Origin of the sequence: Winogradskyella wandonensis, assembly GCF_004346845.1 — a bacterium.
GTDB classification, from domain to species: Bacteria; Bacteroidota; Bacteroidia; order Flavobacteriales; family Flavobacteriaceae; genus Winogradskyella; species Winogradskyella wandonensis.
The window spans coordinates 18,884-40,902 of the sequence record NZ_SMGI01000004.1 but is presented as its reverse complement, the minus strand read 5'-3'; the positions used below and the strand labels follow the sequence as shown (position 1 = coordinate 40,902).

Annotated in this window: 16 protein-coding genes; 8 read left to right on the top strand and 8 right to left on the bottom strand. The window is 35.1% G+C overall.

Annotation, left to right across the window (positions count from 1 at the left end; translation table 11 throughout):
- Window positions 1-20: 20 nt before the first annotated feature.
- Both DFQ05_RS11050 and DFQ05_RS11045 read left to right on the top strand, forming a co-directional pair.
- The gene (locus DFQ05_RS11050) at window positions 21-545 is read left to right on the top strand and encodes an energy transducer TonB (RefSeq protein WP_132705471.1); all 525 of its coding nucleotides are present in this window, start codon (window positions 21-23) and stop codon (window positions 543-545) included.
- Window positions 546-566: 21 nt separating this feature from the next.
- The gene (locus DFQ05_RS11045; RefSeq protein WP_132705470.1) at window positions 567-2,345 is read left to right on the top strand and encodes a 1-deoxy-D-xylulose-5-phosphate synthase; all 1,779 of its coding nucleotides are present in this window, start codon (window positions 567-569) and stop codon (window positions 2,343-2,345) included.
- Here DFQ05_RS11045 and DFQ05_RS11040 read toward each other — a convergent pair.
- On the bottom strand, window positions 2,328-2,510 hold the full coding sequence (locus DFQ05_RS11040; RefSeq protein WP_132705469.1) for a hypothetical protein: 183 nt from the start codon (window positions 2,508-2,510) through the stop codon (window positions 2,328-2,330). The two genes, DFQ05_RS11045 and DFQ05_RS11040, sit on opposite strands and share 18 nt — an antisense overlap.
- Before the next feature lie 117 nt (window positions 2,511-2,627).
- On the bottom strand, window positions 2,628-3,968 hold the full coding sequence (locus DFQ05_RS11035; protein WP_132705468.1) for a deoxyguanosinetriphosphate triphosphohydrolase: 1,341 nt from the start codon (window positions 3,966-3,968) through the stop codon (window positions 2,628-2,630).
- A gap of 229 nt (window positions 3,969-4,197) precedes the next feature.
- On the opposite strand from DFQ05_RS11035, the gene DFQ05_RS11030 reads away from it, so the two are divergent.
- Together DFQ05_RS11030 and DFQ05_RS11025 are read left to right on the top strand one after the other, a co-directional pair.
- Window positions 4,198-6,984 carry a TonB-dependent receptor gene (locus DFQ05_RS11030; RefSeq protein WP_132705467.1) on the top strand — a complete coding sequence of 929 codons (2,787 nt, stop codon included), beginning with the start codon at window positions 4,198-4,200 and terminating at the stop codon, window positions 6,982-6,984.
- A gap of 28 nt (window positions 6,985-7,012) precedes the next feature.
- Entirely contained in the window at window positions 7,013-8,323 is a 1,311-nt protein-coding gene (locus DFQ05_RS11025) for a hypothetical protein (protein WP_132705466.1), read from the top strand.
- 72 nt (window positions 8,324-8,395) lie between these two features.
- Here DFQ05_RS11025 and DFQ05_RS11020 read toward each other — a convergent pair whose 3' ends face one another.
- Window positions 8,396-8,755 carry a toxin-antitoxin system YwqK family antitoxin gene (locus DFQ05_RS11020; protein WP_132705465.1) on the bottom strand — a complete coding sequence of 120 codons (360 nt, stop codon included), beginning with the start codon at window positions 8,753-8,755 and terminating at the stop codon, window positions 8,396-8,398.
- A 372-nt stretch (window positions 8,756-9,127) separates the two neighbouring features.
- Between DFQ05_RS11020 and DFQ05_RS11015 the strand changes: the two genes are divergently transcribed.
- Together DFQ05_RS11015 and DFQ05_RS11010 are read left to right on the top strand one after the other, a co-directional pair.
- Entirely contained in the window at window positions 9,128-10,333 is a 1,206-nt protein-coding gene (locus DFQ05_RS11015) for a porin (protein ID WP_132705464.1), read from the top strand.
- Between the two features lie 79 nt (window positions 10,334-10,412).
- Complete coding sequence (locus tag DFQ05_RS11010) at window positions 10,413-12,713, top strand: inorganic phosphate transporter (protein WP_132705463.1); 2,301 nt, start codon at window positions 10,413-10,415, stop codon at window positions 12,711-12,713.
- Window positions 12,714-12,771: 58 nt separating this feature from the next.
- Here the strand turns inward: DFQ05_RS11010 and chrA are convergent, their stop codons facing one another.
- Together chrA and DFQ05_RS11000 are read right to left on the bottom strand one after the other, a co-directional pair.
- Complete coding sequence (chrA, locus tag DFQ05_RS11005; RefSeq protein ID WP_132705462.1) at window positions 12,772-13,899, bottom strand: chromate efflux transporter; 1,128 nt, start codon at window positions 13,897-13,899, stop codon at window positions 12,772-12,774.
- 17 nt (window positions 13,900-13,916) lie between these two features.
- Complete coding sequence (locus DFQ05_RS11000; RefSeq protein ID WP_132705461.1) at window positions 13,917-15,665, bottom strand: Na/Pi cotransporter family protein; 1,749 nt, start codon at window positions 15,663-15,665, stop codon at window positions 13,917-13,919.
- Between the two features lie 118 nt (window positions 15,666-15,783).
- Between DFQ05_RS11000 and DFQ05_RS10995 the strand changes: the two genes are divergently transcribed.
- Window positions 15,784-16,503: a DUF6503 family protein gene (locus DFQ05_RS10995; RefSeq protein ID WP_132705460.1), complete on the top strand. Its 720-nt coding sequence runs from the start codon at window positions 15,784-15,786 to the stop codon at window positions 16,501-16,503.
- A 140-nt stretch (window positions 16,504-16,643) separates the two neighbouring features.
- On the opposite strand, the gene DFQ05_RS10990 is transcribed toward DFQ05_RS10995, so the two are convergent.
- The 3 genes from DFQ05_RS10990 to DFQ05_RS10980 form a co-directional block, all read right to left on the bottom strand.
- Window positions 16,644-19,136: a ribonucleoside-diphosphate reductase subunit alpha gene (locus DFQ05_RS10990; protein WP_132705459.1), complete on the bottom strand. Its 2,493-nt coding sequence runs from the start codon at window positions 19,134-19,136 to the stop codon at window positions 16,644-16,646.
- A gap of 196 nt (window positions 19,137-19,332) precedes the next feature.
- Window positions 19,333-20,313: a ribonucleotide-diphosphate reductase subunit beta gene (locus DFQ05_RS10985; RefSeq protein ID WP_073084331.1), complete on the bottom strand. Its 981-nt coding sequence runs from the start codon at window positions 20,311-20,313 to the stop codon at window positions 19,333-19,335.
- Between the two features lie 380 nt (window positions 20,314-20,693).
- Window positions 20,694-21,266 carry a DUF3109 family protein gene (locus DFQ05_RS10980; RefSeq protein ID WP_132705458.1) on the bottom strand — a complete coding sequence of 191 codons (573 nt, stop codon included), beginning with the start codon at window positions 21,264-21,266 and terminating at the stop codon, window positions 20,694-20,696.
- 157 nt (window positions 21,267-21,423) lie between these two features.
- Here DFQ05_RS10980 and DFQ05_RS10975 point away from each other — a divergent pair, with 157 nt between their 5' ends.
- Window positions 21,424-22,005 (top strand): MarC family protein, encoded by a 582-nt coding sequence (locus tag DFQ05_RS10975; protein WP_132705457.1) that lies wholly within the window; start codon window positions 21,424-21,426, stop codon window positions 22,003-22,005.
- Window positions 22,006-22,019: the final 14 nt, after the last annotated feature.

Genomic DNA, 22,019 nt, shown 5'->3' with positions numbered 1-22,019 from the left:
CAATAAGAAATTCTTTGGATATGAAATATTTTAGCTTTTTGTTGATTTCTTTTATCTTCTTTAATTGTAATGAAAAAAAAATCAAAGAAGATTCGATAAACAAAACAACAATTGATACAATAGTAGTAATAAAAGACAGTATTGTTGATGTCATTCATTGCCTAGGACCTGAAAGAAAGCCTAATGACCCATATTATTTTATGGAAGTTGATTCGCCACCAAAGTTCAAAAGTACTCCTAAGAATATTTCAATTTCCGAAGAGCGGAAATTCTTTCAAGAAAAAATTAGAAACATAATACTTGATAATTTTGTAACTAGTCAAGGACATCTAGGCTTATCAGGAATTCAAAAAATCCTTACTCAATTTGAAATTGACAGTTTAGGAAATATAGTCAATATACAAATACGAGCACCTCATACAGCTTTTGAAAAAGAAACTAAAAGAGTCATAGAATTATTGCCAAAGTTTATTCCCGCAAAACACAATGGAAAAACAGTTTCTACATTATACAACTTACCTATAACTTTCAAAGTAGAAGACTGATAAAATGAGTATTTTTGCTTTGTGCAAAAACAACTCTTAGACCATATCAACTTCCCAGAAGATTTAAGACAATTATCTCAAGATAATTTATCTGCACTTGCCCAAGAGTTACGTGAATTTATTATTGATATTGTTGCGACTAAAGAAGGTCACTTGGGCGCTAGTTTAGGTGTTGTGGAGTTAACTATTGCACTGCATTATGTGTTTAACACACCTGAAGATTTACTCATTTGGGACGTTGGTCACCAAGCCTACGGACATAAAATCTTGACGGGGCGGAAAGAAATTTTCGATACAAATAGACAATTCGGTGGTATTAGTGGTTTTCCAAAACGTGACGAGAGTGAATACGATACCTTTGGTGTTGGTCACTCTTCCACATCAATATCTGCAGCGCTAGGTATGGCCATTGCTTCTAAAGTAACGGGCAACTTGCAAAAACAACATATCGCCGTCATTGGTGACGCTTCAATAGCTAGCGGTATGGCCTTTGAAGGCTTAAACCACGCTGGAGTAACGGACGCCAATTTACTTGTTATACTTAATGATAATGCTATTGGAATTGACCCAAGTGTTGGTGCTTTAAAACAGTATCTTACCAATGTTAAAAAGGGAACCGAAAAGCAAGACAATATTTTTGAAGCCTTAAATTTTGATTACTCCGGACCTATTGATGGCCATGATTTACCAAAACTAATCGCAGAATTAGAGCGTTTAAAATCGATGTCTGGTCCAAAATTTCTGCATGTGATTACCACAAAAGGAAAAGGCTTAAAACAAGCTGAGGAAAACCAGGTTAAATACCACGCTCCAGGAAAGTTTAATGCAAAAACTGGGGAATTGATTGCTACATCTGGCTTAAGCCAACCTCCAAAATTTCAGGACGTTTTTGGTGAAACTATAGTAGAATTAGCAAAAGAGAATGAAAAAATCGTTGGAATTACACCTGCTATGCCGACAGGAAGTTCTTTAAAATACATGATGGAAGCAATTCCAGACCGTGCTTTTGATGTTGGAATTGCGGAGCAACATGCTGTAACGCTTGCTGCCGGAATGGCCACACAAGGACTAATTCCGTTTTGCAACATTTATTCTACATTTTTACAACGCGCATACGATCAGGTCATTCAGGATGTTGCCTTACAAAAACTACCTGTTATTTTTTGTTTAGATCGCGCTGGTTTAGTTGGCGAAGATGGCGCTACACATCATGGGGTTTTTGATTTGGCGTATTTAAGGTGTATTCCAAACTTAGTGATTTTTGCACCCAGACATGCTATTGAACTTCGAAACATAATGTACACCGTACAACAAGGCATTAATTTTCCAATCGCCATTCGTTATCCTCGTGGTAGATGTACACTATTAGATTGGAAAAAGCCTTTTGAAACAATTGAAATTGGGAAAGGCGAATGTTTAAAAGAAGGAAAAGATATTGCGATTCTATCAGTTGGAACAACGTCAAATACGGTAACTAGTGTTTTAGAAAACAATATAGATTTTGAAGGTGTGGGCCATTACGATATGCGTTTTGTAAAACCCTTAGATGAAGATTTACTCCATACTTTATTTAAAAGATATAAGGTGATAATTAGCATAGAAGATGGAACTATTGTTGGTGGATTTGGAACTGCAATTCTAGAATTTGCTAATGCCAATGACTACAAATCTAAGATTGAAATAATGGGTGTGAGAGATACGTTTACAGAACACGGCACTATTAATCAACTAAAATCTGTAAACGGTATTGACGAGGCTAGTCTTAGAAAAAAACTTCAAAAATTAATTGTCCGCAGTTAAATCTAGTGTTGCTAGATTTTCAGACTTTTTCTGAGGTATTTCAGCCTTTACATCTGCCGAATCAGAGTCATTTTTAGTTACACCATGCGAAATGTCGTCTATAATTAATAGACAGGCTACTACTGCAAAAAACACTACAAAAGCACTAAGAACATTATTTTTCATAAGTCATGGTAGATTTGGGATTCTAACACTTCAAAAGAACATTTTATCTCGTTAAAAAACAAATTTAATCGACGAAATGCACAAATATTTTATAACTAATTGATTTACAGTACTAAATTAAATAGTGTTTCCTCTAATTTTATGATATAAAAGCATTGCGTTGGAGTCCGAGAGCTTGGATATGTACAAGCAGATTGCCATTAAATTATCGTATAATGATGTGTTTGAGAGTTTAACGGTTTCTGGAAGCATCTTTAAAACTAATGAGTCGTAGCTAGATAAAGTATTATTAAAAACATTACTAGCGGTATTTACAAATACAGATAATAGACCTTCTAACACTTTATAACCAGCAATTTCTTTATCAACGACCTCTGTAGATTGATATACGTTTTTTATACTAATATCTATGATGTCCTTTATCTGGGCTTTATAACGACTTACATCTAAAAGTCCGGTATCAAAATCACCTGAAAGTATTTTGTCTTCATTATTCATAAATATTGAAACGGCTTCGTTAATTAAAGTGCCAATAGCCAAAGCTCTTAAATAACTCACACGGTCTTCGGTTGTTTTTAGAGCCGCGTACTTGTCCGTATTAATTGTGTCTTTTACAAGTTTAATAAGATATTCTAATGCATAATCTTCTTCTATAAGACCAAGATTTATACCATCTTCAAAATCTATAATAGTATAACAAATATCATCAGCAGCTTCAACTAAATACGCTAATGGATGTCTAGCAAACGCTTTATTCTTTGCATCTCGTATTTTTAAACCCAACTCTTCTGCTACTTCTATAAACGTCTCTTCTTCACTTTGAAAAAAACCATATTTTTTATCTGCTATGTGCGACGTTGGCTTCTTTGGCAGTGAAGCTTTAGGATATTTCATAAAAGCACCCAATGTTGCATAACTAAGACGTAATCCTCCTTTACGACCTTCTCGGCTTTCGGTTAAGATTTTAAACCCATTGGCATTGCCTTCAAAATCACATAAATCTTGATATTGTTTCGGTGTTAATTCGCTTTTAAACTTAACACCCTTACCTTCAGAAAAATAGGCGCCTATGGCCTTTTCTCCTGAGTGTCCAAAAGGTGGATTCCCGATATCGTGTGCCAGTGCTGCTGCGGCGACAATAGCACCGAAATCATTAATTTGATATCCATGAATATTTTGCAAATGCGGATGCTTTTCTAGAATAAGCCTACCTACTTGTCTGCCTAGTGAACGCCCAACAACACTAACCTCTAAACTATGTGTTAAGCGTGTATGCACAAAATCGGTCTTAGACAAAGGAACAACTTGCGTTTTGTCTTGAAGACTTCTAAATTCTGATGAAAAAATAACGCGATCATAATCTACCTCAAAGCCTAGGCGTGTCTCGTCTTGTTCTTTTCGTAAGCGTTTATTAGTATCTCCAAATCGTTTTAAAGAAAGTAGTTGTTCCCAGTTCATGGTTGGATTAAATTAGGAAAGCAAGATAAATAAATTGAGAAAGACAGTATAGGCTTTTGCTTGAAAATAAAGCAACCTTTTTATGTTAACAAATCGTTTCGTAATTGCGCTTTCTGTTAATGATTGGGTAACTTTTGTATAACCTTTTAATTACCAAGGGATAATTTTTGATTAACCTGAAACTACAAAAGCTGTCCTTTCTTTGCAGCATCAAATTACAAAAAAACTGATGAAACATATTTTAGTCATTTTTACATTATTTTTTTCGGTAATTACCATTGCACAAACAGGTGCTATAGCAGGTAAATTAACTGACAAAGATTTTAATAACGAACCGTTACCTTTTGCAAATATTCTTATTAAAGGCACTACAACCGGTACAACTTCGGATATTGATGGTAAGTATATTATTGAAAATTTAAGTCCTGGCACATACACAGTAATTTTTAGTTTTGTTGGATACGAAACTATCGAAAGACAAGTTGAGGTTATCGCAGGACAAACAAAAACAGTTGATGTAATTATGGGTGCTAGTGCTGCCACTCTTGATCAAGTTGTTATTAAAACTACAGCTAAAAGAGAAACAGAGAGCGCCATCCTTTTAGAGCAAAAAAAGGCAACAACAATACAAACCAAAATTGGTGCTACCGAATTGTCTAAAAAAGGTGTAGGCGATGTAGCAACAGGATTAACTAAAGCCGCAGGTATTTCTAAAGAAAGTGATAAGCTTTATGTTAGAGGTTTAGGTGACCGTTACAATACTGCTTACCTAAATGGTTTACCTATTCCTTCCTTAAACCCAAAACTTAAGTTGTTGGACCTAGGCATTTTCCCTACTAAGATTGTTGAAAATCTAGGAATTTACAAAGCGTATTCTTCTAGCTTGTATGGAGATTTTGCTGGCGCTAGTGTAGATATAAACACCAAAGATAGACCGGGAAAAGAGCTATTAGAGATAGGGTTTGGTTCTGGCGTAAACACTACAGCAATATCTAATGATTTCTTTCTTTTAGGCGGTGGAAAATACGATTTCTTCGGGTTAGACGATGGCTCAAGAAGCCCAACGCCTCTATTAAATATCCCTGGTTACACATACAACAGTAACGATATAGAGCTGTATCCATTTAAAACAGGCTTTAACCCAGAACAACGCTTAGATGGTCCAAATGTAAACGCAAATATATTGGCAGGTCACAGTTTTGAAACAGGAGAATCAAGCAAATTAGATATTTTAGTTTTAGGGTCATTTAGCAACGGACATGAAGCTACGATTGATGGTTTTGAGACTGTTTACAACTCTCAAGGCGAATTAGACTTAGGCTCCTTCTTGTTTGACTATAACCGTTATAAATACACTACTAATTCTACTGTTTTAGGTAGTGCTTCATTTAAGTGGAATTCTAATAATACCATTACATCTACTACGCTTTTTGTTAACGACACCGAAGACGAACTAAGAGAATTTACGGGTGTATCTGGTGAAAATACAGAGCTAAATACATTTGTAAGACGTGGTACATTTCAGCAGAACAATTTATTTACTCAGCAGATTACTGGTGAACATAAATTTAATGAAGGCAAATACCAACTTAACTATGGTGCTGCTTATAATAAAGCATTGGGGTATATTCCAGACAGAAGACAACTATTCTTTTCGGAAAGACAAGATGGCTCTGTAGTTCTTGGTAACTTTAGAAACACAAACGATAGTGACAACCAGCGTTTTTATCAAGAATTAAACGAAGACGATTTTTCGACAAACGTGGCTTTTGATATTAACTTCTCAAAAGACGAAGACGACGTTTACAAGAACAAGTTAACCTTTGGTATCAATACAAGAACCAAGGACCGTGATTTTGAAGCACAGCAAATCAATTACATATTTGATGCAAACAACAGCGTTGTAGAATTTAACAATCCAGATGCATTTTTAAATGAAACAAATCTGCTAAACGATGTCTATAGTGTTTTAGAGGTAACACGTCCACAAAACTCATACACAGCAGACTTTAGCAATTTTGCAAGTTTCGCTTTGCTGAAATGGCAAGCTTCAGAAAAAACAGTCATAAATGCAGGTTTAAGAGTTGAAGATTTCGAACAGAATGTATTCTTTAAAGACCCCGTTACAATCGAAGACTCTGTTGGTACAATCGACGAAACTTTTATCTTGCCGAGCTTGGACGTAAAGTATGTTTTAAATGAAAAAACCAACCTACGTTTTGCAGCGAGTAAATCGGTTACACTTCCGCTTTTTACCGAAACTGCGCCTTTCTTAGATGAAGATGTTAACGAGTTTACCATTGGTAATCCTAACCTAACAAACTCGGACAACTATAACGTAGATATTAAGTACGAGTACTTTCCTAGAAATGGCGAAGTATTCTCTGTAGGTGCTTTTGGTAAATACCTAGATCAACCTATCGAGAAAATTAGAATAGCATCCGCTAATAACAATAACTCGTTTGTAAACTCTGATAATGCCAAAATTTTTGGTGGTGAGGTTGAGTATAGACAACAACTAAACAATATTTTTACCAACGAAGATGACGAAAGCTTATTAAGCAACTTCTCTTTTGGTCTTAATGCAACAGTAATGTATACTAAAGTTGTTATAGATCCTACCGTAACCGTATTAAATGCATCAATCGCTCCAACTAATTTAGAACGTAAATTACAAGGTGCGTCACCATACATTTTTAATACTGATATCAATTTTTCTAAAGAATTTGGTAACCATGATGTATCGGCCACTTTTGATTTTAATTACTTCGGTGATAGAATATATTCAGCTGGCGGAAATGGTGTGGGTGACATTTTCGAAAAAGGTTTTGCTACATTAAACTTCAACTTTAAAGATGTTATAAATAAGCATTGGGAGATTGGTTTTTCTGCAAAGAACATCCTAAATCCAACCATAGACAGATACCAAGATCAAGAAGATATTAATCAAGAACTCACTGTAAGTTCTTACCAAATAGGTGCAAACTTTAGTTTAGGTTTTACTTACAAATTTTAAAGAACAACACAATCAAAAATTAAAAACAATGAAAACAAAGAATTTAATTAAAAGTGTATTTATAGCTTTTGTTATAGTGTTTCAAGCATGTACAATTAACGAAGAAACTATTGGAGATGTCACTATTAATCCAGGCGGAGGCTCAAACGGCTCTGATTGCATTGAATTATCCGGAGAAATTACATCAGATATTACGTTAACATCTAATAATTGCTATCAGTTGGTAGGTGGTGTATCTGTAGTAGACGGTGTTACCATTACAATTGAAGCAGGAACAAGAATTGTTGCTGGACAGTCTACTGATGGTATTTTTTCTTACTTATTGATTAATCAAGGTGCTAAAATAATGGCAGAAGGTACTGCTTCTGAGCCTATTGTTTTTACATCTAACCAAAACACTCCTAATCCAGGTGACTGGGGCGGACTAATTATAGCTGGTAAAGCTCCAATAAACAGAGGCACAACAGCGACTGCAGAAGTAGCAAACATCTCTTATGGCGGAACAGATGCAACCGACAACTCAGGTATATTACGCTATGTCCGTTTAGAATATAGCGGTGGCCGTATTAATGCAGACTCGGAATATAATGGTTTGTCGTTATACGGCGTTGGTAGCGGTACAACTTTAGAGTACATCCAAACGTATTTAGGAAACGATGATGGTATTGAATTTTATGGTGGCACAGTAGATTTAAAATATGCTGTTTCTACAGGTGCACAAGACGATAGTTTTGATTGGACTGACGGCTGGGTTGGTAGAGGTCAATTCTGGGTTGTGCAACAAACATCTTTAGAAGGAGACAAAGGTATCGAAGCCGATAATTTATCTTCGACACCAGATGCCGTTCCGTTTTCTTACCCTACAATTTCTAATATTACTTTATTAGGAGCAGAAGATGGCGATGGCGAGAATAAAGGAATAGAGTTTAGAGCAGGTACAAAAGTGGCAGCTTACAACATGATTATTAAAGGATTTCCAGGAAAAGGGATTGAGGTTGACGATGATCAAACTCTAATTAATTTAAACAATGGCGAAGTTGAAGTTAGAAATTCTATTATAGATAATGTCAATTCTTTTGATTTAGATCACGGCGGAAATGCTACTGTAGATTTTGCTGATTTTTCTCTGTATTCAAACTATACTTTAGACGGGTCAGGCGCTCCATTTAATAATGCTGGTACAGCAATTCCTTCTGATTTTGAATTGGATGGTATTAGAGGAACGTACGAAGCTAATGCTATAGACCCATCTACTATTAACTCATGGTTTACTTCTGTTAACTACGTAGGTGCAGTTGATGCAGCAAACGATTGGACGTTAGGTTGGGTTAGATTTTAATCCTCTTTATTTCATAAAAACGAAGAAGGCATCCAAATTGGATGCCTTTTTCGTTTTATAGTTAGTTAATTATTATTTGTTAGATGCTATGGTGGTTTTATTGGTCCATTCACTCACTTTAGCAATTCTATTTTTCGAATAATCTACCTCTTTTAATTTGTCTCCACTCCAAAAAAACCACTTTCCAACTTTCTGACCGTTATCATATTTTGCAGAGGTTAACTTTTGTCCTTCCGAATTATAACTAAACCAATCACCTTGTAATTTACCCTCAAGAGTATAAAATCCTGTTTGGCTTATTTCTCCATTATCATGATAATAAACCACCTCTATTAATTCAGAGTCTTTATTTAGTTTTAAATCGCGCTTTTGTTGAGCGTAAAAGGCCGTTGTCATTGTGAAAGCAATAAGGAGCAATACTATCTTTTTCATGAAATATAATTTGTACTTGTATCAAATATATACAACAATTAACAATAAAGCAACTTTTGAGTAACATTAAGTTAACATTGCAATTGTAGTATACTGTTTTTCAAAACTTTAAACTATTTCCAAACCCTTATTTTTTTAATAATAAATTAATATTAGCATGACGTTTAGTTTAACAATAACTAAGTTCTTTGTCATATACAATACACATTTAGGTTTTCATATATGTATTAGTTTTTGTCGACTTCATTATATGATTTCCTACCAAACTGCCTTATAAAAGGCAGTTTTTTTTTACTTAAACTTAACTTTTAAGAAACATTGGTTTATTGAATATATAAGTTCTTTGCAGCGACAAAAACTAATACTTTCAAAATGAAACTGAAATTTAGCCTAATAGCTATTGCTATTTTTACATTGACCTTTGTTGACGCTCAAGAAATTAGCGATACAAAGTTCGGAAAAGGATTAATTAACTTCACCGCAAAGGACAGTTCTTTTAGTGTAAAATTCGCCCCTCGCTTCCAAGTACGTTCTATATCCTCTTGGGACCACGATGGTAATCAATATGTTAGCCCTGAGCACAACTTTATCGTTCGACGAGCACGATTAAAGTTCGATGGCTTTGCCTACAGTTCAAAATTAAAATATAAGATAGAGCTGGGTTTGTCTAATAGAGATATTTCCGGAGCAAATCAATTCAACAGAAATACACCTCGTTACATCTTAGATGCGGTAATTATGTGGAATTTTGCTGGAAATTGGGAACTTTGGGCAGGTCAAACTAAATTGCCTGGAAATGTGGAGCGTGTTGTATCCTCGGCAAATATGCAACTTGTAGATCGGTCTTTATTAAATAGTCGCTTCAATATTGACCGTGACCTAGGTATTCAATTACGTCATAAAACTAAACTCGGTAAAGATTTTTTAATGCGTGAAAAACTTTCCCTTTCTCAAGGTGAAGGCCGGAACGTGACTGAAGGAAACGAAGGTGGTTTGCAATATACTGCTCGTGTAGAGTTTTTACCGTTTGGTACTTTTAAATCAAAAGGCGATTATTCTCAATCAGACTTGAAACGAGAAGAAAAGCCTAAACTAATGGTTGGCCTTACATACAACTATAATCAAAATGCAGTAAGAGAAAGAGGGTTTGCAGGTGATTATATGCTACGTACAGATGGTACACTATACGAAACTGACCAAACCACTGTTTTTGCTGATGCAATGTTTAAGTACAACGGATTCTCATTCATGGGTGAATACGCTAAACGAACTGCCGATGATGAAATAGCTACTGAAGCAGATGGTGTTACTCCGACAGGAGATGTTGTGTTAACAGGTAATGCATTAAACTTACAAGCTGGTTATTTGTTTAAAAGTAATTATGAAATTGCTGGGCGTTATACGCAAACAAATTTCGAATCCATTACTAATCGTGCTCCTGAAAGGCAATATACCTTGGGTGTTAACAAATTTGTTGTTGGCCATAAATTAAAAGTACAATCTGATATCAGTTATACTACTGTCGATGGTAATGAAGATAATATTACCTTTAGACTAGGTTTTGATATTCATTTTTAAAATCTTAAAATATAACATTTAGGTAACCTACCGGCTGCAAAATCTAACGATATTTGCATGCTTTTTTAAACAAAAAATTATGGATAATATTTATTTATTTATGTTGATTGCAATCACAGTATTAGCTGTGTTCGATATTATCGTTGGTGTTAGTAACGATGCTATCAACTTTCTAAATTCAGCAATTGGTTCTAAAGCTATTTCTTTAAGAACAATAATGATTGTTGCGAGTTTAGGAATTTTTATCGGAGCTGTTTTCTCAAGTGGTATGATGGAGGTAGCTAGAAAAGGAATCTTTGTGCCCGCGCAGTTTGAGTTTGGTGAAATCATGCTCATCTTCATGGCCGTAATGATTACGGACATCTTGTTATTAGATTTTTTCAATACGTTGGGCTTACCAACTTCTACTACAGTTTCTATCGTATTTAACCTTTTAGGCGCAGCGGTAGTTATGTCATTGATTAAAATTAGCCATTCAGACACTCAATCTCTCGCAGATTTAGGAAGTTATATAAATACTAAAAAAGCCACTGAAATTATTGGTGGAATCTTACTGTCTGTGGTTATAGCATTTTCCGTCGGAGCATTTGTTCAATGGGTATCCAGGCTTATTTTTACCTTCAATCATGAAAAAAAGGTAAAGAATTTTGGAGCTATTTTTGGTGGTATTGCATTGGCATCTATTACCTACTTCATTTTCTTAAAAGGTTTAAAAGGGACACCTTATTATTCAGATTTAAAAGGCTTACTTGAAGGTAATGAAATCTTTATTATATTAGGAAGTTTTGTCTTTTGGACCATATTCTCGTATGTTTTTGAAATGCTAGCCAAAAAAACGGTTTTACTAGTTGTAATAGCGGTGGGAACCTTTGGATTAGCTTTAGCCTTTTCTGGTAATGATTTAGTAAACTTTATTGGTGTACCAATGGCAGCTTACCACTCTTACGAAGCTTGGGCAGCTGGAGGTATGGATGTAGCTATGTCAATGGCCGTGTTAGAGAAAAAAGTGCCTGCAGAACCTTATTTGTTATTTATTGCTGGAGCAATTATGGTATTAACCTTGTGGCTTTCTAAAAAGGCTAAAACGGTTGCTGAAACAGAAATAAGTTTATCTAGACAAGGTGAAACGCACGAGAAATTTGAACCAAATAGACTTTCTAGAGCAGTAGTAAAAGGAACTACTCAATTGTCAACATATTTCGGAGCCATAGTACCTCAGTCAGTTCGAGAAAAGATTGGTAAAAGCTTTGAAAAACCAAATTTCGTTTTGACGAAAGACCAAAGTATCGATGCTCCTGCATTCGATATGATTCGTGCCTCAGTTAATTTAATGGTTGCAGGTATATTAATTGCTATAGCTACTTCCATGAAGTTACCGCTATCAACAACCTACGTAACGTTTATGGTGGCTATGGGTACGTCTTTAGCCGACAGAGCTTGGGGAAGAGAAAGTGCAGTATATCGTGTAGCTGGTGTATTAAACGTCATTGGAGGATGGTTTGGAACCGCTATAGGTGCATTTATTGCTGCTGGTTTTGTGGTATTCTTAATTAATTGGAATCCAAGTGTCATGATACCAATTCTTCTATTACTAACCGCTATCTTATTATATAGAAACTATAAATCACATAAAGATAAATCTACTAGCAAAATTGATGAAGACAGTTTAACAACGGCAGAAATTAGTTCTGTACAGGGTGTTATTCACGAGAGTGCCAGAAATATTGCTAAGGTTGTGAAACGCACCAACAGAATATACTCTAATTCTATTGTTGGTTTAGCGAAACAAGAATTACCACTACTAAAGAAGAGTAAAGGACAAGTGGTTAAATTATCTAATGAAATTGATACATTACGTGATAATATATTCTATTTCATCAAAAATCTAGATGAATCTAGTGTCGAAGCCAGCAACTTTTATATTAACATTCTAGGGCACCTTCAAGATATGGCACAATCACTAGAGTATATTTCTAAAGTGAGTCATAAGCATATTAATAACAACCACAAAAAACTTAAGTTTAGCCAAATTAAAGAGTTAAAGGAAATAGATGATAAGCTTGAGGTTTTATTTGCCGACACAGAAAAGGCATTTAAATCTGAATCTTTTGAGGACATTGGAGCTATCATAAACGAGAAAAAAGAAGTTTATGACCTTGTTAAGGATAAGATAAAGCAACAAGTCAAGCGTACACGTACTGAAGAGTCTAGTCCTAAAAATACCACCTTATACTTCAGTGTTTTACTTGAGACAAAAGATTTAATTAATGCGACTATGAATCTTCTAGAGGAATACCACAGTGCCCATGACGCTTCTGTAGAGCCTGCTACCATAGAGATTGTAGACGGAACAAATGTTGATACGGACAAAAAGTTATAAAACGCAAAGTATAAATAACCTTAATTATTGTTAAAAGCCACCCTAATCGGTGGCTTTTTTACTTTGTAAAAGTCAATAAGAAAAACCCTAAAATAGCTCCAATAAGGATTGTCCAAATCGTGCTAACTTTTGTTTTAAACGTTAAAAGGACAGCGATTAAGGCAATAACTATACTTTGCCATTCTATCAACGTTTCTTTACCCATGACGATTAATACGGCTAACATCACAGCCACTGCTGCAACATTAACTGAGTCCAAAAAACCTCTAAGAATTTTAGAGTTTCTCATTTTTGGAATAAATGGATTTAATATTAACACAAATAAGAAAGATGGTAAAAAGATACCTGTCGTTGCCAGCAAAGCTCCACTAAAACCAGATAGTTGATATCCAATAAACGTAGATGTAGATAATACTGGCCCAGGTGTAAATTGTCCAATTGCTATAGCATCTATAAGTTCGGACCTGGTTAATAAACCTCTAGTGACTAATTCTGCATCTAAGTAAGCAAAGAGCACATAGCCACTGCCGTAGAGTATAGCTCCAACTTTAAGAAAAATAAAGAAAAGTTTTATAGCAGATACTTTTGTTGCTGTTGCTTGAATTCCGAATAAAAAAATGAAAGGAGTTACACTTTTAAAATCGCTTATTGATTTACTTTTTATATAAAAATATAACATCCCCAAAACTCCAGCTGTTAACAACCCTACAACTTCGTTTACCCCAAGTAAACTTGCTATTAAAACCAACAATCCCAAAATAATTAGCTCTGCACTCTTTATCGCTTTTTTACCTAATTTGAGAATTGCAGAGGCAATAATAGCTAAGACTGCAGGTTTAATTCCATAAATAAAAGGTTCTACTTCTGGTAATTGACCATACTTAACGTAGAGATAAGCTAAAAAAGCAGTGATAACAGTAGCAGGAAATATAAATGCTATGCCAGCTACAAAAAGACCTGCTTTACCTGCTCGTTCATAACCGCAGTGCATGGTCATTTCGGTAGAATTGGGGCCTGGTATTAAATTTGTGGCACCAATCAAATCTAAGAAGTAATCACGAGTCATCCATTTACGCTTTTCGATGATTTCGTCTTCCATCATTGCAATATGAGCTGCAGGACCTCCGAAGGCAAAACAACCCAGTTTAAAAAACACTCGTGCAACTTCAAGTAATTTAGCATTCATAAATCAAAAATTTCTGATTAAAAATTCTCATTGTTTAACAGGGTATCCTTTTTACTATAAAGTAAATCTGCGACATCAATAAGTTTATAGACAATGTCATTTACGTTATCGTAATCATTAAAAAGTGAGGATGCCATATCGGTGGTTATCCTGTCCTTTCTTATTAAATTATCGATTGCTATATCATTGGATTGCTTATTAGTTTTCAACGCCGCTTTCATTGCCATTAATTTTCTGTGATAGGCTAAGTTGTCCGTTTCTGTTCTAAACAAATGGATAACTCTGAGAACTTTTGCAGTGCGTTTTCTTAACTTATCGTACTCCTTTTTAATGTATTTATTTTCAGAATTTAGATACATAGACACATTTTTACTTAATTCTAAAACGGCCTTAAGAATTTCGACCATTTTTCTATTGGCAGCTTTAAGCTCGGTAATCTCTCTATTCTGAGCTTCTGTGAGTGTAAACTTATTTTGGGTAAGCGATGCATATCTAATTATTTCACCATAAATAGTTTTAACGCGTCTGGTGTATAAATCTCTTACGTTTGCATCAAATAATATATTCGATTTTTTAATGACGGTCTTCAACTTTTCTTCAGATTTTATATCTGTTCGGTGAATGTGAAGCGCATGAGATACTATTTCGAAAACGGAATTCTTAAAAAGACGTTGCGACTCTCTTGACAATGCCAAAATCGCTGTTTCAGGATATTTTAAGACTTCATGCTTTAAATATTTTGGCGCGTCCACCTGCTGTTCTGGTTCTATTTTCTCTGGTACAAAGCGCTCTACTATTTTGGCAATAGGCTTTACAAACCACACCAATAAAAAGGTATTTGCTACGTTAAAAATGGTATGAAAAAGAGAAATAGCAACTGGTATCGCTGCAGCGCTTAAGTATGGTGATTCTGACCCTAAAGACATAGCTACATCGGCTACAATTCTTAAAAATGGATAGAACAAGATTAGCATCCAAAGGACGCCAATTAGATTAAATATTAAATGTGCTCTTGCGGTTTGTTTGGCTTTGTAATTTCCAATTATCGCGGCTAGATTTGCAGTAATCGTAGTCCCAATATTTTCTCCCAAAACCATTGCCGCCGCTAACTCAAAAGGTATCCATCCTTGCGCAGTCATTATTAAAGTTAAAGCCATAGTGGCACTAGACGATTGTATTACAACCGTTAAAATTGTTCCTATAAGTAAAAAGAGGACAATAGACAAATAGCCTAAGTCTGTGTAGCTTGATAAAAACGCCAGAAGTTCAGGGTTATTTTTTATATCTGGCATGGCCTCTTTTAAGAATTGCAGGCCAATAAATAATAGCGCAAAACCAATAACAAAACTCCCAATATTCTTAAGCTTTTCCTTTTTTAAAAATGTAAAAGCAAAACCAAAACCCACAAGCGGCAGTGCAATGGTGCTCATACTTACCTTAAATCCTAAAATTGTAATTAGCCATGCCGTTATAGTGGTGCCTATATTCGCTCCCATAATAACACCAATAGATTCTACCAGAGTTAATAGTCCTGCGTTTGCAAAACTCACAACCATTAATGTCGTTGCTGAAGATGATTGTATAACCGATGTAATTAAAAACCCAGTACCAATTCCTAAGACACGATTTGAAGTCATTCGTGCCAGTATAGACCTCATTTTACTACCAGCTAATAGTAGTAATGCATCACTCATTACCTTCATACCAAAAAGAAACACACCTAGTGCTCCTATTAACTGTAGTATATCGGTAAATCCGTATTGCATATCTTAATGGTAATACACTTGAAGTTACTATATTTTTTTTAAATGTAATTACTATTTCATGCGCATCCTAGAGATAGAATCAAATATGTAACTTTAGAGTCAATAAAAAATTCTAATCATGAGAATACTTATACTATTTTTAATAATTGCCACGACTACAACTAAACTGATTTGCCAAAACTTAACGGGACAACAACTTCTTGACAAAGCCATTTCTTATCACGACCCAAACAGCAATTGGGAGACATTTTCTGGCAATTTTAAAGTGACCATGACAACGCCAAATCAAAGTCCTCGTGTAAGCGATATTACAATAAACCTGCCTGCTGAATTCTTTAGTGTTACTGCTACTAGAGATACTATTGTACAAACCTATTCTGTTGGCAAAGACGACTGCTTTTTGTTTTATAATGAAAAACAACTAAGCAAAGAGCAAGCTAAAGAAAGAAACATGACGTGTGAGCGAGCCAATATGTACAAAAACTATTATACCTATTTGTATGGTTTACCAATGAAGTTAAAAGATAACGGTACAAACATTGACCAAAAAGTTAAGCGCCAAACCTTTAAAGGTAAAGACTACTTAGTTTTAAAAGCCACTTATGATGACGAAGTAGGTTCTGATATTTGGTACTTCTATTTTAATCCAAAAACTTATGCTATGGAAGTCTACCAGTTCTATAAAACGGACGACAATGGCAAAGTAAAACCTGACTCTGGAGAATACATATTACTTACCGAAGAAGAAACCGTAAATGGCATTAAAATGCCTAAAGTACGCGCTTGGTATTACAATAAAGATGATAAGTATTTAGGAACCGATACTTTGGGGAATTAATTCTTCATATTTGTCATTCTGAACTTGATTTAAAATCAATATAAACCAAAAAAACCAACGCTTTCACGTTGGTTTTTATAACACTTGGCTTCGAGAGCCTCAGCCACCATTATTTTGACAGCTTATAAACACTTAAAATATTAAGACCCACACATTAAGCAATCATCACCTTCTGCTTCTTTAGCTTGAGCAATTAATGCTTTCATCTCCTCTGCCGTCATTGGTTCTGCTTCTGGAGTCTCGGTTTTTCCAGCAAATTTTGCCGCAGTTTTTGCGGCTTTTTGCTTTTGTTGTTCTATAACTGCAGCGTCAGCAACTTTTATAGATTCTGATGCTACATTTTGTGCAACAGGCTCTTTCTTCACTTCTCTTGTCACTGTAAATTTCTTAGCATCTACAGCAGCCTTTGTACGCAGGTAGTACATTCCTGTTTTTAGGCCGCTTTTCCATGCGTAGAAGTGCATAGATGTCAGCTTTGCCATGGTCGCTCCTTCCATAAATAAGTTTAAAGATTGCGATTGGTCAATGAAGTAACCACGCTGACGAGACATATCTATAATGTCTTTCATACTCATTTCGTAAACCGTCTTGTACAATTCCTTAATGTCTTCTGGTATACCATCTATATTTTGGATAGAACCATTAGCTCTCATGATTTCGTTCTTTAAGCCATCATTCCAAAGACCTAATTCTACAAGGTCTTCTAACAGGTGTTTGTTTACTACGATAAACTCACCAGATAATACACGACGTGTATAAATGTTAGAGGTGTATGGCTCAAAACACTCGTTATTTCCTAAGATTTGAGATGTAGACGCTGTTGGCATTGGTGCTACTAACAAAGAGTTACGTACACCGTGCTTTTTTACTTGCTTACGTAGTTTTTCCCAATCCCAACGACCGCTTAATTCTTCATCTTTAATATTCCATAAGTTATGCTGAAAAAGTCCTTGGCTAATTGGTGAACCTTCGTAAGTCTCGTATGGACCATCTGCTTTTGCCTCTTCCATAGATGCTGTAACAGCAGCGTAGTATAAGGTTTCAAAAATATCTTGGTTTAAGGCTTTTGCTTCGTCACTCGTAAAAGGCATACGCAATTTAATAAATGCATCTGCTAAGCCTTGTACGCCTAAACCTACTGGTCTGTGGCGGAAGTTAGAATTCTCAGCTTCCTTAACCGGATAGTAATTTCTATCGATAACACGGTTTAAGTTTTTTGTGACACGTTTTGTAATACGGAAAAGTTCTTTATGGTCAAACTCACCATTCTTAACAAACATTGGTAAGGCAATAGATGCTAGGTTACACACCGCAACCTCATCTGGAGACGTGTATTCCATAATCTCCGTACACAAGTTAGACGACTTAATTGTCCCTAAATTTTTCTGGTTAGATTTACGGTTAGCGGCATCTTTGTATAACATATAGGGTGTACCAGTTTCAATCTGTGATTCTAGGATTTTCTCCCAAAGTTCACGCGCTTTAATCGCTTTGCGACCTCTACCTTCTGCTTCGTATTTCGTGTAAAGCGCTTCAAATTCTTCAGAATGTACATCGGATAAACCTGGGCACTCGTTAGGACACATTAAGGTCCACTCTGCATTTTCTTGTACACGCTTCATAAATAGGTCTGGCATCCACATAGCGTAGAATAAATCACGAGCACGTAATTCTTCAGCACCATGATTTTTCTTTAAATCTAAGAAGCTCATGATATCTGCATGCCACGGTTCTATGTACATGGCAAAACTTCCTTTACGCTTTCCACCGCCTTGGTCTACGTAACGTGCTGTATCGTTAAATACTTTTAGCATTGGTACAATGCCGTTAGATGTACCGTTTGTTCCAGCAATGTAACTTCCTGTAGCTCTAATGTTATGGATAGATAGTCCTATTCCACCAGCAGATTGAGAAATCTTAGCGGTTTGCTTTAAAGTATCGTAAATACCATCAATACTGTCATCCTTCATTGTTAATAAGAAACAAGAAGACATCTGTGGTTTTGGTGTACCTGAATTAAATAATGTTGGTGTAGCGTGTGTAAAATATTTTTTAGACATTAACTCGTACGTCTCAATTGCGGCATCTAAGTCGTTTAGATGAATCCCAATTGAAACACGCATAAGCATATGCTGAGGGCGTTCAGCAATTTTTCCGTTTAATTTTAATAAGTAAGAACGCTCTAATGTTTTGAAACCAAAATAATCGTAACCAAAATCGCGGTTATAGATAATGGTAGAATCTAAACGGTCTTTATTTTCCATGATAACGTTATACACTTCATCCGATAATAAAGGTGCGTCTTTACCTGTGCGTGGATTTACGTATGTATACAAATCGTGCATAACCTCACTAAACGTTTTCTTGGTGTTTTTGTGAAGGTTAGAAACAGAAATTCGCGCTGCTAAACGTGCGTAATCTGGATGAGCTGTGGTCATGGTTGCTGCAATCTCAGCCGCCAAATTATCTAGCTCACTTGTAGTTACACCATCGTAAAGTCCTTCGATAACACGCATCGCTACCTTTAATGGATCCACAAGCTCGTTTAGTCCATAGCATAATTTACGAACTCTCGCCGTAATTTTGTCGAACATGATTTGTTCTTTTCTTCCGTCTCTTTTGATTACATACATACGTTACACGTTTTTAATTTTTCTGAAATCGCCCGTTCAGAAAAGGGGTTAGTTGGTTATTCTATTTTCATAATTAAATGATTAACAGTCATTTAATTATGATAGTTTAATATTTAATTTAAAATTAGGTAATACAAATCCTGTGAGGGATTACGAATTATCTAAAAAAGGTTGTTTCTTATTGAAAGACTCGATACTAAAAATCGAAATCCATATTGTACTTATCCTCTTCGACTTCTTTATTAAGTACTCCTGCTTTTTGGTAATCTCCAACGCGTTTTTCGAAAAAGTTAGTTTTCCCTTGAAGCGATATCATGTCCATAAAGTCGAATGGATTTGGTGTATTATATACTTTTTCGCAGCCTAAATCTGCAAGAAGACCGTCTGTTACAAACTCTAAGTACTGCGACATTAGATTAGCATTCATACCTATTAAACTCACAGGAAGCGACTCTGTAATAAACTCTCTTTCGATATCAAGGGCATCAACTAGGATTTCTTTAATACGTTCTTTTGGCACTTTATTAACCAAGTGGTGCTCGTGTAAGTGAACCGCAAAATCACAGTGCATACCTTCGTCTCTTGAAATTAGCTCGTTAGAGAATGTTAATCCAGGCATTAATCCACGCTTTTTTAACCAGAAAATAGAACAGAACGACCCAGAAAAGAAGATACCTTCTACCGCTGCAAAAGCGATTAAACGCTCTGCAAAGCTCGGCGACTCAATCCATTTTAATGCCCACTCTGCTTTTTTCTTAATGGCAGGGAAATTCTCGATAGCCTTAAAAAGTTTGTCCTTTTCAGTTTCGTCTTTAACGTAAGTATCGATTAATAACGAGTAAGTTTCGCTATGGATATTTTCCATCATAATTTGGAAACCATAGAAGAATTTTGCTTCTGTATATTGTACCTCGTTTACAAAATTCTCTGCTAAATTTTCATTCACAATACCGTCACTAGCAGCAAAAAATGCTAGAATGTGCTTTATAAAGTAACGCTCATCGTCGTTTAATTTATCTGACCAATCTGTGATATCTTGGTGTAAATCAATTTCTTCTGCTGTCCAAATACTTGCTTCGGATTTTTTATACCATTCCCATAAATCATGGTGTTGAATTGGAAATATTACAAATCTATCCTTATTCTCTTGTAAAATTGGCTCTACTGCTTGCGACATGGTTCTTTAATTTTTTGGATTGTGTTGAATTAATTTTTCGAGTGACTTGGGACTAACAAATATGATAAAATCATTTACTTATTTTTGAAAAAAACCTGAAACCTTTTCAACAAGTTTTTAACAACGAGAAAATTCTTTCAAAATTAAACACGATTAAAAAAATAACACTCAAACAGTTGATTATCAATTATTTAAATTTAAAGTGTTTATGTTGTTTTTGTAAGAAAAAGAATATTAAAAATTTGGTAGCAAGTGTAAAAATAAGCCTTTCGGGAGATTGAAAACACGATGTTGACATAAACAAAATTTTTGTTTAAAAATCGTCTTAGAATTCTTTAGTTTTTGAAAATATTTGTTGTAAGTGATTTTTAGATATGTGCTTATTTTCCAAATTTTTCGGCAGCAACTTTTTCTAACTCAGCATACCAATCTTCACCAAATTTTCTAATAAGGGCTTCTTTTACAAATTTGTAAATCGGTACTTGTAGTTCTTTACCAAACGTGCATGCATCATCACAAATTTCCCATTTGTCGTAATTTACCGCAGAAAATTCGGAATAGTCCTTTACTCTAATAGGGTATAAATGACAAGACACAGGTTTTTTCCAATCAATCTCACCTTGATTATATGCTTCTTCTATGCCGCAGAGTGCAGTTTTCTTTTCATCGAAAATAACATAGGCGCAGTCAGCGCCGTTAATTAGTGGTGTTTCAAAATCTCCGAAAGCAGTGGTTATAGATGTGCCTTGTGCTTCGATTGCCTCGATGCCTTCTTTGCGTAAAAATGGTTTTACTTTAGGGTAGATGGTATTAAGAATCTTAACTTCTTCTTTATCCAAAGGTGCTCCCGCATCACCATCGATACAGCAGGCGCCTTTGCATGCCGAAAGATTGCAGACAAAATCTTTTTCGATAATATCTTCTGAAACTATGGTTTTTCCTAGCTGAAACATTTGGCAAAAATAAATAAACTTTAACCTAAAACAGCGACTAAAGTCAATATAACGTATTAATGCGGCAATACTTTGTAAAGATAAAATTTACACTAATTTAATATTGCAATTCCTCATATTAATCGCACCTTTGCGGCGATTTTAAAAAAGACTAGAAATGGAACTTAATTTTAAGCAGATTTTCACAGCTTTTATGGTATTATTTGCCGTAATTGATATTATTGGAAATATTCCTATAATTATTGATTTAAGAAAAAAAGTTGGTCACATACAGAGTGAAAAGGCTTCGATAATTGCCGGAGTAATTATGATTGCTTTTTTGTTTTTAGGAAAAAGCATGCTGTCCTTAATAGGTATTGATGTTAACTCCTTTGCAGTTGCAGGTTCTTTCGTGTTATTCTTTATTGCTTTAGAGATGATTCTTGGTATTACACTTTATAAAGACAATGGAGACGATGCTATTACTGCGTCAGTGTTTCCGTTGGCATTTCCTTTAATTGCTGGCCCAGGAAGCTTAACCACTTTACTATCTCTAAGGGCAGAATTTAGGACAGAAAATATTATTGTAGCGGTTATTATTAACGTTATATTTATCTATATCGTTTTAAAAACCTCAGCAAAGATTGAACGCGCCATCGGAAAAAACGGCATTAACATTATAAGAAAAGTTTTTGGTGTAATTTTGTTAGCCATATCTGTAAAGTTATTTGCAGCAAACATTAAAGTCTTATTTATATAACCTATTTTCTAACG

Coding starts and splice junctions, on each gene's coding strand:
- DFQ05_RS11050 (WP_132705471.1), top strand. CDS start 21: ATGAAATATTTTAGCTTTTTGTTGATTTCTTTTATCTTCTTTAATTGT.
- DFQ05_RS11040 (WP_132705469.1), bottom strand. CDS start 2,510: ATGAAAAATAATGTTCTTAGTGCTTTTGTAGTGTTTTTTGCAGTAGTA.
- DFQ05_RS11035 (WP_132705468.1), bottom strand. CDS start 3,968: ATGAACTGGGAACAACTACTTTCTTTAAAACGATTTGGAGATACTAAT.
- DFQ05_RS11030 (WP_132705467.1), top strand. CDS start 4,198: ATGAAACATATTTTAGTCATTTTTACATTATTTTTTTCGGTAATTACC.
- DFQ05_RS11025 (WP_132705466.1), top strand. CDS start 7,013: ATGAAAACAAAGAATTTAATTAAAAGTGTATTTATAGCTTTTGTTATA.
- DFQ05_RS11020 (WP_132705465.1), bottom strand. CDS start 8,755: ATGAAAAAGATAGTATTGCTCCTTATTGCTTTCACAATGACAACGGCC.
- DFQ05_RS11015 (WP_132705464.1), top strand. CDS start 9,128: ATGAAACTGAAATTTAGCCTAATAGCTATTGCTATTTTTACATTGACC.
- DFQ05_RS11010 (WP_132705463.1), top strand. CDS start 10,413: ATGGATAATATTTATTTATTTATGTTGATTGCAATCACAGTATTAGCT.
- chrA (WP_132705462.1), bottom strand. CDS start 13,899: ATGAATGCTAAATTACTTGAAGTTGCACGAGTGTTTTTTAAACTGGGT.
- DFQ05_RS11000 (WP_132705461.1), bottom strand. CDS start 15,665: ATGCAATACGGATTTACCGATATACTACAGTTAATAGGAGCACTAGGT.
- DFQ05_RS10995 (WP_132705460.1), top strand. CDS start 15,784: ATGAGAATACTTATACTATTTTTAATAATTGCCACGACTACAACTAAA.
- DFQ05_RS10990 (WP_132705459.1), bottom strand. CDS start 19,136: ATGTATGTAATCAAAAGAGACGGAAGAAAAGAACAAATCATGTTCGAC.
- DFQ05_RS10985 (WP_073084331.1), bottom strand. CDS start 20,313: ATGTCGCAAGCAGTAGAGCCAATTTTACAAGAGAATAAGGATAGATTT.
- DFQ05_RS10980 (WP_132705458.1), bottom strand. CDS start 21,266: ATGTTTCAGCTAGGAAAAACCATAGTTTCAGAAGATATTATCGAAAAA.
- DFQ05_RS10975 (WP_132705457.1), top strand. CDS start 21,424: ATGGAACTTAATTTTAAGCAGATTTTCACAGCTTTTATGGTATTATTT.